This is a genomic window from Leucobacter celer subsp. astrifaciens, from assembly GCF_001273835.1.
In the GTDB taxonomy this organism is placed as follows: Bacteria; Actinomycetota; Actinomycetes; order Actinomycetales; family Microbacteriaceae; genus Leucobacter; species Leucobacter celer.
This window is the reverse complement of record NZ_JHEI01000134.1, coordinates 76,083-87,370: the sequence shown is the minus strand read 5'-3', so window position 1 is coordinate 87,370 and position 11,288 is coordinate 76,083. Positions and strand designations below refer to the sequence as shown.

Sequence of the window (11,288 nt, the reverse complement as noted above, 5' to 3'; positions counted from 1 at the left end):
TCAGTAGTTACTGCCTCGCGGCAAGTTTGGTGACAACTACTGACGCGTGAAGGAGGTTCGAAGAGGGGATCGAACGAGGCGCCTGACGTGCGGAGAAAATACCACGTGCGGAGGAAAGACCACGCGCGGAAGAAACACCGACGCGCGGAGGAGGTGCCTGGAGTGCGGGGTGGGAAGAACGCGCGGCTAGATGCGCGCCTTCTCGTCGGTGCCCTCGCGCTCGTCCTGGGCCTCCTGCGCCTGGTCGATGCGCTGCTGCTGCTCGGGCGTGCGGGTGAGCGGCGGTACGACCTCGTGCTGGTCGTTGACGATGACCACGTCGTGATCCACGTGGTTGACCATCGCGTGCACGGCATCGATGAAGTCGCGACGTCGGATCGCGTCGAGCACGCGGGCGTGATCCCGCTCCATCTCGGCTCCGGTGGCCACGTTGGCCAGCCGGCCGCGGTGCTCGGGTGTGCGCAGCTGGTCGTTGATGCCCGCGTAGAGCGAGGCGAGCAGCCGGTTCTTGGCCGAGTCGAAGACGAGCCGATGGAACTTGCTGTCGAAGGCGTTGTCGTCGCTGCCCGAGGCGAGTCCGAGCACGGGGCAGCGGGTGCAGCCGACCTCTTCGGCCGCCGCCCGCTCGAGCGCGGCGATGTCCTCTTCGGTGCGGTGGATCGAGGCCTGCTGCGCCGCCTCGACCTCGAGGGCTCGGCGATAGCTGAGGATCTCCTCGAGTGTGAAATCGGCGAGGAACTCGTTGAGCAGTGTGCTCGTCGGCGCCGCGGAGCGCACGAACGTGCCCCGGCCCGGCAGGGTCTCGAGCATGCCGATGCTGGCGAGCGAGCGCACGGCTTCGCGCACGGTGGAGCGCCCGACCCCGGTCTGCTCCGCGAGTTCGGGTTCGATCGGGATCCGGCTGCCCACCGGCCACTCGCCGGTGGTGATCTTGCGGCGCAGGTAGGCGAGCGTCGCGCGAGCGCGCTCGGATCCTGTCGTCATTGCCATGGTCACTCCGCTTCGGTTTCGAGGCGCCGTCGTCCGCTTGCTTGTCGAGGCGCCGTCGTCTGCTGTTTGCGAGTATACCGGCCGCGGGTGACACCCTCTGGAGACCGGGAGGAGTGCGGCCTATGCTGGGCGTAACTCACGGATCGCGGGATCCGAGGATCGAGACACCGAGGGAGAGCAATGACGCAGCCGAGCCGAGGCCCGATCAATCCATACGCGGGAATGCGCGAGGTCGCGGGGTTCACCCTGACCAGCACCGACATCGAGGACGGCGAGCCGCTGCCGGCCGAGCTGTACGCCGAGTACGCGGGCGGCTCGAACCGGTCGCCGCAGCTCAGCTGGTCGGGGTTCCCCGAGGGCACCAAGAGCTTCGCCGTGACCTGCTTCGACCCCGATGCCCCTACCGGGTCGGGGTTCTGGCACTGGGCCGTCGCGAACATTCCCGGCGATACGACCGAGCTGCACGCCGGCGCCGGTTCGCTCGGCAGCTCGTTGCTGCCGGAGGGCGCCATCGCGATGCCCAACGAGAAGCGCGAGCCGGCCTTCACCGGGGCCGCCCCGCCCGAGGGCACCGGTGTGCACCACTACTGGTTCGTGGTGCACGCGCTCGACGTCGAGCGCATCGACGTGGATCCCGGGGCGACGCCCGCCGTGATGGGCTTCATGATGCGCGAGGCGGTGCTCGCCCGTGCGGTCATCGTGGCGACCGGCGAGTACGGCCAGGCGGACTGAGAAGCACCGCCGCCGGTTGAGCGGAGCGCAGCGGAGTCGACACCCGATCCCGCGACGGCGCCCCGCTGCTCCGCCGCCCCGCTGCGCCACCCCGCCGCCGCTCCTTCGGCTCTCACCGTTCCTGCGGACGGATCGAGGGAGTTTCATCCGCAGGAACGGTGAGAGCCGAAGATACGGCAGCCATCCCCTTCCGGGCTCACGCCCCGTGCGACTCGAGCCTGAACGCCGCGGGCGGCTGCGCGATCCCGAGCGTCGCGTCGGCGAGCACGCGCCCGATCGCCGGCACGAACTTGAAGCCCTGGCCCGAGAATCCGGCGCCGACGGTGACGCGGCCGCGGGTGTCGAGCACGAACCGCTCCGAGGGGGTGAGCGTGTAGGTGCAGCTGATCTCGACCGCGGAGTCGGGGTCGAGGCCGGGGAACCAGTGGGCCACGTGCTCGCGCAGCTGGGCGCGCGCGGCGTCCGGTGAGCGGAAGCGGCGGTGATCCGGATCGACCTCGTCGCCCGTCGCGTGGTAGCCCACCTTGATGCCCTCGCCCGGCGTGAGCATGCCGTAGAGGTTGCCGCGGTAGCCGGTGAGGCGCTCGTCCGGCTGGAAGTGGTTGAACGAGGGCCACTCGGCCGATGCGAACTCGGGGCGCGCTGTGAAGTGCGCCGGGTGCTCCTCGGTGACCCGCAGCCGCGGCAGTTCCACGAGCCCGGCGAGCAGCTGCGCGCTCCACGCGCCCGCCGTCACCACGACGCCCTCGGCCTCGTACACGGCCGTCTCGCCCGCGGGGGTCTCGGCGGTCACGGCGACGCGATCTTCACCCGGCTCGATCTCGAGCACCCGGTGCTCGTAGCGCAGCACCGCCCCGTGCTCCCGCGAGAGCGCGTCGAGCACCTCGAGTGCGGTCGCGGCGCGGATCCGTCCCGCGTCGCGGTTCACGAGCACCTCGCCCTCGAAGCGCATGCCGGGCCAGCGCGCCTCGGCCTCGGCCGGGGTGATCAGCTCGATCGCCGCTCCGCGCGCCGCCAGTGAGTCGTGGGCGGCGCGCACGCGCGCAGGATCGCCGTGCGTGACCAGTCCGCCGAGCGTGAGCAGCTGCCGCCCCGAATCGGCCTCGAGCTCGCGCCACAGCCGCAGCGCCTCGTCGTAGAGGTCGAGGTAGTGATCCTCGGCGTAGGCGTTGTTCATGTTGCGGGTGGCCCCGTGCGAGGCGCCGCGGTCGTGCCCGGGGGTGAACCGCTCGAGCATCAGCACGCGCAGCCCGCGGCTCGCGAGCTGCCAGGTCGTGGCGAGGCCCATAGCGCCGCCGCCGATGACGATCCGGTCGAACTGCTCGGTCATGTTTCCTCCGTCGTGTGCGTGGCCGGCAGGGGGCCGTGCGCCGGGCGCGGGTCCCGGCGATCGTACGGCTCGCGCGGCGATCGGTGCTCGGGGCGATACACCGATCGTACGGTTCGACCGTGCCCCGCGTCGGACAGATGTCTCATGAGACTGCGCCCGGTTGTCGAGGAGACGCGGGTCGGGCCGGGGCCGTGCCATCGCAGCGCCGGATGACGGCGGGGCGGCGCTCGGGGTCGGGTCAGCCCGCGAACGGCAGACCGGTCGCCAGGGCCGCCTGCTCGAGCGAGCCGAGGTCGGTGAGATTGGTGAAGCCGGCCTGCTCCATGAGCGCGATCGCCTGGCCGGAGCGGTTGCCCGAGCGGCAGTAGACGAGGTACTCGGCATCGGGATCGAGGCTCGGGATCGCGGCGGCGACCTCGCCGCCAGAGAAGTCGAGCAGCCGCGCGCCCTCGAGGCGGCCCGTCGCGTACTCCTCGGCGGTGCGCACATCGAGCAGGATCGTCTCATCGCCGACCGCTACCGATCCTGCTCCATGGGCCGAGCCCGGCGCTGCCGGGCAGGCGGCCAGACCCATGAGCAGGGCGACCGCGGAGACGGCGGAGACGGAGAGGGAGAGGGTGCGGCGCATGACGGCGCTCCTTTCGGGTCGGGGCATCTGAGTGGGCTGGGTGCCGAGCGCGCTGGGTGCCGAGCAGGGCGGGTGCCGCGCAGGCCGAGAAGTGCTGAGCGAGCGGCTCAGGCGGCGACGGGCTCGTTGCCGGGGATCGCCGACCATGCGGCGTAGCTGCCGTCGAGTTCGGCGACGTCGTAGCCGGCTCGTCGCAGCGCGCTGGCGGTCACGCTGCCCCGCACGCCGCTCTGGCAGTAGGCCACGATCGTGCCGGCTCCGGGCTCGGGGAGCGCGTCGAGGTGCCAGAGCACCCGCCCGCCGGAGAGCTGCGCGGCGCCCGGCAGGTGTCCCGCGGCGTACTCGGTGCGGTTGCGCACGTCGAGCAGGAAGGCCTGTTCGAAGCCGTCGAGTTCCTCGGGCCGCACGACCCTCGGGCGCGTCAGCTCCAGGCCGTCGAGCGAGGCAACATAGCCGCGCACGGTGTCGATGCCCACGCGCACCAGGTGGTCGCGGATCTCCTCCGCCTCTGCCCGGGATCCGGCAAGCAGCACGAGGGGTCGCTGCTCGACCCGAGGGTCGTAGACCCAGGCTCCGTAGCTGGCTGCCTTCGCGGTGCCCGGGATGTTCAGCGAGCGCTCGACGGTGCCCGCGTGCACCTCGCCGTGGTGCCGGGTGTCGACGAGGATCGCGCTGTCGTCTGCGAGGGCCGCGGCCAGATCCTCGCGCGTGTACTCGACGAGTTCCGGCGCGTCGCCGAGGAGGGCGGGGCCGACCTTGTTCTCCAGCTTCATACGGGCGAAGTAGGCGTGCGCGTCGGGCTGGCCGCTGAGCAGCTCGTCGACGAAGCCCTGCTCGTCGTCGTTCCGCAGATACTCGCCCCACCACGAGAAGTTGCGCTCGTAGCCGACGGTCGAGGCGGGGATCGCACCGAGCGCCTTGCCGCAGGCGGATCCCGAGCCGTGCGCCGGAAGCACCTGCACGTAGTCGGGCAGGGTGAGAAAGCGGTCGCGCAGGCTCGCGAAGAGATCCCTCGCGCCCTGGAAGCGGGTGTCGATGAAGCCCGCGGCCTCGTCGAGCAGGTCTGGGCGGCCGAGGTCGCCGACGAACACGAAATCTCCCGTGAGCATGAACCCGGGTTCGCTCGACTGCGCGCCGTCGGTGACGAGGAAGGACAGGTGCTCGGGGGTATGGCCGGGGGTGTGCACCGCCTCGACGGTGATGTTGCCGAGCTGGATGGAGTGGCCGTGCCGCATGCGAACCGCGTCGTCGAAGTCGGCGCCGTACGTCCAATCGGGCCCGCCCTCGTTCGAGACGTGCATCTGCGCGCTGGTCCTCTCCGCGAGTTCCCGTGTTCCGGAGAGGTAGTCGGCGTGGATGTGGGTCTCGGTGACGGCGATGATCCGCATGGCGTGCTTCTCGGCGAGGTCGAGATAGACGTCGAGATCGCGGCGCGGGTCGACGACGATCGCCTCGCCTTTCGCCTGACAGCCGATGAAGTAGCTCGCCTGGGCGAGATCCTCGTCGTAGATGCGTTCCAGCAGCATGTTCGGTTCCTCCTTCGTCAGGGGTGGGTGCGCCCGGTCAGGAGCATGAGCAGCGGTCGGATTCGGGCACGCCGAGGAGGGCGTCCTCGATGTGCTGGCCGCAGCCGGTCCAGGTGGGCTTGCCGCAGGTGGAGCAGGCGACGCGTGCGCACATGGTGGGGTCCTTTCTGATGTGCTGGATCGGTGGGTTCCGGCGATGGAGTGCAGTCGATGTGAGGGGTGGTCGGAGCCGAGGAGGCCTGGCCGTCGCTGCGGCGCGGCGCTCGAAGCTCGGGACCCGAAGATCAGCGCCCGAAGAGCCGGGAGAAGAATCCGCCCCGCTCGGCCTTCGCCGCGTCGATCTGCGCCTGGGTGTGCCTGCCGTCGCACCACTCCGACGCGGGCACGCTCATCTCGACCATCGCGACGTGCTGACCGCAGCCGGCCCAGGTCGTCTTCCCGCAGGTCCGGCACCTCGTTGCTCGGCACATCGCGTGCTCCTCTCGCTCTCTATCGCGGTTCACAAATACCCGTGGGGGTATTTTCTCTTTCTGAACTATACCCATGGGGGTATCCTGTCTGTCAAGCCCAGTCGGTTCATCTCGAGAAAGCAGGCACAGGCCATGGCGCACGCGACCGCAACCAGTACCCCTCCGACGCCGCACGACGCGGAGGCCAAGCGCAAAGTCGTGAACCGGCTGCGCCGTGCGCACGGGCAACTCGCGGCGGTGATCGGCGCGGTGGAGCAGGACGCGCACTGCCGAGACGTGGTGCAGCAGCTCGCGGCGGTCTCGAAGGCGCTCGACCGCGCCGGGTTCCTGGTGATCTCCAGCGCTCTGAAGGAGTGCCTGACCGATCCGGACGGCGATTCGACCGCCGATCAGGACGAGCTCGAGAAGCTCTTCCTCTCCCTCGCGTAGCGATCGGGGAACCCGCGGCCGTCGCTCCGCGGCGGCACCACCGCGTCCGTCGCTCAGCGGCGCGCGGAATCCGCCCCGGTCGTTCTGCGCGCGGTCGCAGAATCCAAGGCGGTGGTGGATTCAATCTCGCGCGGGAAACGGCTCAGCCCCGCCGACGGGGCTCGGCCTCCGGCTCCACCGCGGACTGCACGAGCGGCAGCGTGCGGTTCTTGAAGTGGCTCTCGAGGGCGAGCCGCGTGGAGACCCGCGCGACGCCCTCCGTGTTCGACATGAGGTCGAGCACGCGCTGCAGATCGTTCGTGGAGCGCGTGACGATGGTCGCCATCATGTCGGCGTCGCCGGTGATGGTGTGGAGCTCGACGAGCTCCGGGATCCTCGTCAGTCCCTCGGCGACCCGCTGGTGGCCGATGGACTGCCGGATCTGGATGGTGCAGAAGGTGCGCAGCGGGTACCCCAGCGCGGCGGGATCGATGCTCGGCGCCTCCGAGGCGATGATGCCCGTGCGCCGCAGCCGGTCGAGCCTGCCCTGCGCGGTGGCGCGCGCGACGCCGAGGCGCCTGGCGCACTCGACCACCGAGATGCCGGCGTGGTCGCTGACGAGCGTGATGAGTCGCGCGTCCAATTGGTCGATGCTCATACGTCCTCCTTGACATCGGCATTTCACTAGGCAATCTGTACTGATAATTCGCGATGATGCTATACGAACTGAGCACGTTGCCGTATGAAAAGTGTACCGATTGCGGGAGCGATCCGATGCTCTCTAGAGTGGCGCCCGTCAGGATCAAGACTGGAAGGTGAGTGTCGATGACGCCGCACACGCAGCACGCAACGGACGTATCCCGGGCAGTACGGGCATTCCGTCCCGGGCTCGAGCAGATCGCAGCCTACAAGGCGGGCAAGCCGGCTCCGGTCGGCCCCGACGGGCGCAGCGTGAAGCTGTCCTCGAACGAGAACCCGTATCCGCCGCTGCCGGCGGTCGAGCGCCGGCTGGCCGAGATCCTCCCGGCCTCGATCGCCCGGTATCCCAGCATCGCCGCGACCGAGGTGACCGCGATGCTCGCCGAACGGTTCGGGGTCTCGCCCGACAACCTCGTGCTGGGTGCGGGCTCGGTCGAGGTGGCCGCGCAGCTGATCCACGCCCTCACGGCCCCCGGCGACGAGGTGATGTACGCCTGGCGCTCCTTCGAGGCGTACCCGATCCTCACCCGCGTCGCGGGAGCGGTGCCGGTCGAGGTGCCGCTCGACTCGGCCGCCCGCCACGACCTCCCGGCCATGGCCGGCGCGATCACGGAGCGCACGCGCCTCGTCTTCGTGTGCAACCCCAACAACCCCACGGGCACCGTCGTGGGCGAGGCGGAGCTCGAGGCGTTCATGGCCGCGGTGCCCGAGCACGTGCTCGTGGTCATCGACGAGGCGTACGTGCACTTCGATCGGGATCCGGATTCTCCGAGCGGCATCGACTTCTTCCGCCGCTACCCCAACGTGGCCGTGCTGCACACCTTCTCGAAGGCCTACGGCCTTGCCGGCCTGCGCATCGGCTACGCGATCGCGTCGCGCGATGTCGCCGAGGCGCTGCGCAAGGTCGCGATCCCCTTCGCCGTGTCGCGCCTCGCGCAGGAGGCCGCGCTCGCCTCGCTCGAGGCCGAGGCCGAACTGGAGGCGCGGATCGACGAGATGACCCGCGAGCGGGCGCGCCTGGCCGAGGGGCTGCGCGCCGCGGGCATCGACTTCGCGCCGTCGCAGGCGAACTTCGTGTGGCTGACGGCGGGCGCGGCGAGCGAGGGGATCGCGGCGGCCTTCGAGGCGCGGGGCATCTCCGTGCGCTGCTTCCCCGGCGAGGGCGTGCGCGTGTCGATCGGCACTCCCGAGGAGAACGACGCCGTGCTCGCCGCCATCGCGGAGCTTCCCTGACCGGACCTCTTCCCGCGGTTTCGCCTGCGCGCAGGATGGTCGCGGAATGCCCTGCAGGGCTATGCAGCTTGTATAGCTTATTCCCGGAAACACCGTTCTAGATGTCTCATATGTCTAGAAAATCAGTGGCAGGTTTACTATGGAGAGGCCCCTGATTAATATCGGGCACCGGACGGCGTTGTCCCCCGGCGCCGCGAGATCCATCATCTTCCTCGGCGCATTCCCGCCCGAGGCATCACCACACTCGAGTGAGGAAACCCCATGGCAGTCACCAGCTTCCGCGGCAAGGCGCTCGCCTTCGTCGGCCTGGCCGCAACCGCTGCGCTCGCACTGAGCGCCTGCTCGTCGAACGGCAGCGACGCCGGCTCCGGTACCGACACGGTCAAGGTCGGCATCAGCCAGTTCGTGCAGGCGCCGCCGCTCGACGCGGCCGTCGCGGGCTTCAAGCAGGCCTTCGCCGACGCCGGGTACGTCGAGGGCGAGACCGTCGAGTTCACGGAGCAGAACGCCAACGGCGAGGTGCCGACCGCCACCACCATCGCGCAGACCTTCGTCGGCGACGACCTCGACCTCGTGCTCGCGGTCGCCACGCCGTCGGCCCAGGCCGCGATGCAGAACATCGCCGATATCCCGGTGCTCTTCACCGCCGTCACAGACCCGGTGGCCGCCGACATCGTCGAGTCGGCCGAGGCTCCGGGCAGCAACGTCACCGGCACGAGCGACATGAACCCCGTCGCCGACCAGATCGCGCTCATCAAGGAGATCGATCCCGACGCGAAGAAGGTGGGTGTCGTCTACAGCTCGGGTGAGGTGAACTCCGAGGTGCAGGTGGAGCTGGCGCGCGAGGCCGTCGCGGCCGAGGGCATGGAGATCGTCGAGCAGACCGTCACCAACGCGGGCGAGCTGAAGCAGGCCACCGAGGCGCTCGGCGACGTCGACGCGATCTACACCCCCAGCGACAACCTGGTGATCTCGGGTCTCGGCTCGGTCGTCGCCGTGGCCGAGGAGCGCGGCATCCTCGTGGTCGGCGCCGACGCCGAGCACGTCGCTGGCGGCGCGGCCGCCACGCTCGGCATCGACTACGAGAAGCTCGGCTACCAGACCGGCCAGATGGCCGTGCGCATCCTCGAGGAGGGCGCCGATCCCGCGACCATGGCCGTGGAGACCCAGAGCGAGTTCGAGCTCACCGTCAACCCCACCGCCGCTGAGCGCTTCGGCTTCGAGCTGCCCCAGGACATGCTCGACCGCGCCGCGAACGTGATCGAGTAACCCATGATCGGTGCTCTCGAACTCGGACTCCTCTACGGAGTCATGGCGCTGGGTGTGTACCTCACCTTCCGCGTGCTCAACTTCCCCGACCTCACGGTCGACGGCAGCCTGACCACGGGTGCCGCGGTCGCCGCGGCGCTCATCACCGCCGGGCAGAACCCGCTGGTGGCCACCCTCGCGGGCACAGGGGCGGGCGTCGTCGCCGGCGTCGTCACCGGCCTGCTGCACACCAAGGGCAAGATCGACGGTCTGCTCGCGGGCATCCTCACCATGATCGCGCTGTGGTCGATCAACCTGAGGATCATGGGGAAGGCGAACACACCGCTGTTGCGGGAAGAGACCCTCATGACCCCGCTGCGCGATGCCGGCTGGATCGGCAAGACCTGGATCGCGGTGCTGATCTTCGCCGCGCTGGTGTTCGTGCTGAAGCTGGTCGTCGACTGGTTCCTCTCGACCGATCTGGGTCTCGCGATCCAGGCCACGGGCAACAACGAGCAGATGATCCGCAGCTTCGGCGTCAACACCGACGGCATGAAGATCCTCACCCTCGCGATCTCGAACGGCCTCGTGGCCCTCGCCGGTGCCCTCGTGGCGCAGTACCAGGGCTTCGCCGACATCAGCATGGGCATCGGCGTGATCCTCATCGGTCTCGCCTCGGTCATCCTCGGCCAGGCGGTGCTGGGCCAGCGCAACATCTTCATGGCCAGCCTCGCCGTGATCGTGGGATCGATCCTCTACCGCCTGATCATCTTCTTCGCGCTGTCGGTGGGCCTCAACCCCAACGACATGCGCGCGATCACGGCGATCCTCGTGGTGCTCGCGCTGCTGCTGCCGCGCTGGGGCTTCCTGAAGAAGCTCCCGTCGCTGCGGGATCGCGGCAATCGCAGACCGAGGGATCCAGAGCCCGACGCGGTCGCCTCGGCGACCACCGGGGTCACCGTTCCCGCGGCAGAGAGGTAGGAGCACCATGCTGAACATCGACCGCATCTCCAAGACCTTCTTCGCGGGCACCATCAACGAGCGCAAGGCGCTGGTCGACCTGAGCCTCACGCTCGACGAGGGCGACTTCGTCACCATCATCGGCTCGAACGGCGCGGGCAAGTCGACGCTGCTCAACACCGTCGCGGGCCGCTACAGCGTGGACACGGGATCGCTCACGGTCGACGGGAAACCGGTGACCAAGCTCAAGGAGTTCCAGCGGGCCCGCTACGTGGGCCGCGTGTTCCAGGACCCGATGGCGGGCACCGCGCCCGACCTGACGATCGAGCAGAACCTGTCGCTCGCGCTGCAGCGCGGCAAGACGCGCGGCCTCGGCCTCGGCGTGACGAAGTCGCGTCGCGTGCGCTTCGTCGAGGAGCTCAAGTCGCTCGAACTGGGCCTCGAGAACCGGCTCACCGCGAAGGTGGGCCTGCTCTCGGGCGGTCAGCGCCAGGCGCTGTCGCTGCTGATGGCGGGCTTCACGCAGCCGCGCATCCTGCTGCTCGACGAGCACACGGCCGCGCTCGATCCGCAGCGCGCAGCTCTCGTGACCGATCTCACCGAGCGGATCGTCTCCTCGGGGGGACTGACCACGCTCATGGTGACGCACAACATGGAGCAGGCGCTCAAGCTGGGCAACCGCCTCATCATGATGCACGAGGGCCGCATCGTGTTCGAGGCCGACGCCGAGCAGAAGAAGAAGCTCACGGTGCCACTGCTGCTCGCGGAGTTCGCGAAGATCAAGGGCGCGAGCTTCGACGACCGCGCGCTGCTCGCGTAGCCGATCGGCTCGGGCAGTCGCTCTCGGGGCGGCGGGGATCCTCAGGATCTCCGCCGCCCCTTCCCGTTCCCGCGGCGCGCGTGCCCGCCCCCGTGCGAATCCGGGTCGCGTTTTCACGGTGCTCGCTGTCGGCACTGTGCTGTCGGTACCGCGCTGCCAGCACCGTGAAGAAGTGGCCCGGATTCCGGTGTTCGAACCGGGACACGGTGCAGCGGCGCGCATCCCCGGGAATGTCGGCCGCGCG

Annotated in this window: 12 protein-coding genes; 6 read left to right on the top strand and 6 right to left on the bottom strand. The window is 69.6% G+C overall.

Translation table 11 applies throughout. The features are described 5' to 3' along the window. Positions 1 to 186 precede the first annotated feature (186 nt). Entirely contained in the window at positions 187 to 990 is an 804-nt protein-coding gene (locus AMS65_RS04460; RefSeq protein ID WP_053382974.1) for a FadR/GntR family transcriptional regulator, read from the bottom strand. A 180-nt stretch (positions 991 to 1,170) separates the two neighbouring features. Between AMS65_RS04460 and AMS65_RS04455 the strand changes: the two genes are divergently transcribed. Beyond that, complete coding sequence (locus AMS65_RS04455) at positions 1,171 to 1,722, top strand: YbhB/YbcL family Raf kinase inhibitor-like protein (protein ID WP_053382973.1); 552 nt, start codon at positions 1,171 to 1,173, stop codon at positions 1,720 to 1,722. Positions 1,723 to 1,918: 196 nt separating this feature from the next. Here the strand turns inward: AMS65_RS04455 and AMS65_RS04450 are convergent, their stop codons facing one another. From AMS65_RS04450 to AMS65_RS18655, 4 genes are all read right to left on the bottom strand, one after another. After that, entirely contained in the window at positions 1,919 to 3,052 is a 1,134-nt protein-coding gene (locus AMS65_RS04450; RefSeq protein ID WP_053382972.1) for an FAD-dependent oxidoreductase, read from the bottom strand. 238 nt (positions 3,053 to 3,290) lie between these two features. Then, a complete protein-coding gene (locus AMS65_RS04445; protein ID WP_053382971.1) occupies positions 3,291 to 3,680 on the bottom strand; it encodes a rhodanese-like domain-containing protein in 390 nt (129 codons plus the stop codon). A 107-nt stretch (positions 3,681 to 3,787) separates the two neighbouring features. Next, complete coding sequence (locus AMS65_RS04440; RefSeq protein WP_053382970.1) at positions 3,788 to 5,206, bottom strand: MBL fold metallo-hydrolase; 1,419 nt, start codon at positions 5,204 to 5,206, stop codon at positions 3,788 to 3,790. Positions 5,207 to 5,490: 284 nt separating this feature from the next. Further along, positions 5,491 to 5,676 (bottom strand): hypothetical protein, encoded by a 186-nt coding sequence (locus AMS65_RS18655; RefSeq protein WP_075200844.1) that lies wholly within the window; start codon positions 5,674 to 5,676, stop codon positions 5,491 to 5,493. A 132-nt stretch (positions 5,677 to 5,808) separates the two neighbouring features. On the opposite strand from AMS65_RS18655, the gene AMS65_RS04430 reads away from it, so the two are divergent. Then, positions 5,809 to 6,105, top strand: coding sequence for a metal-sensitive transcriptional regulator (locus AMS65_RS04430; RefSeq protein ID WP_053382968.1), 297 nt, complete (start codon positions 5,809 to 5,811; stop codon positions 6,103 to 6,105). A 142-nt stretch (positions 6,106 to 6,247) separates the two neighbouring features. Here the strand turns inward: AMS65_RS04430 and AMS65_RS04425 are convergent, their stop codons facing one another. Further along, the gene (locus AMS65_RS04425; protein WP_053382967.1) at positions 6,248 to 6,742 is read right to left on the bottom strand and encodes an Lrp/AsnC family transcriptional regulator; all 495 of its coding nucleotides are present in this window, start codon (positions 6,740 to 6,742) and stop codon (positions 6,248 to 6,250) included. A 167-nt stretch (positions 6,743 to 6,909) separates the two neighbouring features. Here AMS65_RS04425 and hisC point away from each other — a divergent pair, with 167 nt between their 5' ends. The 4 genes from hisC (at position 6,910) to AMS65_RS04405 (ending at position 11,044) form a co-directional block, all read left to right on the top strand. Then, positions 6,910 to 8,016, top strand: a complete 1,107-nt coding sequence (hisC, locus tag AMS65_RS04420) for a histidinol-phosphate transaminase (RefSeq protein WP_075200843.1) — start codon at positions 6,910 to 6,912, stop codon at positions 8,014 to 8,016. A gap of 261 nt (positions 8,017 to 8,277) precedes the next feature. Then, on the top strand, positions 8,278 to 9,285 hold the full coding sequence (locus AMS65_RS04415) for an ABC transporter substrate-binding protein (protein ID WP_053382966.1): 1,008 nt from the start codon (positions 8,278 to 8,280) through the stop codon (positions 9,283 to 9,285). 3 nt (positions 9,286 to 9,288) lie between these two features. Beyond that, positions 9,289 to 10,245 carry an ABC transporter permease gene (locus AMS65_RS04410; RefSeq protein ID WP_053382965.1) on the top strand — a complete coding sequence of 319 codons (957 nt, stop codon included), beginning with the start codon at positions 9,289 to 9,291 and terminating at the stop codon, positions 10,243 to 10,245. A gap of 7 nt (positions 10,246 to 10,252) precedes the next feature. After that, complete coding sequence (locus tag AMS65_RS04405; protein ID WP_053382964.1) at positions 10,253 to 11,044, top strand: ABC transporter ATP-binding protein; 792 nt, start codon at positions 10,253 to 10,255, stop codon at positions 11,042 to 11,044. The last annotated feature ends 244 nt before the right edge of the window (positions 11,045 to 11,288 follow it).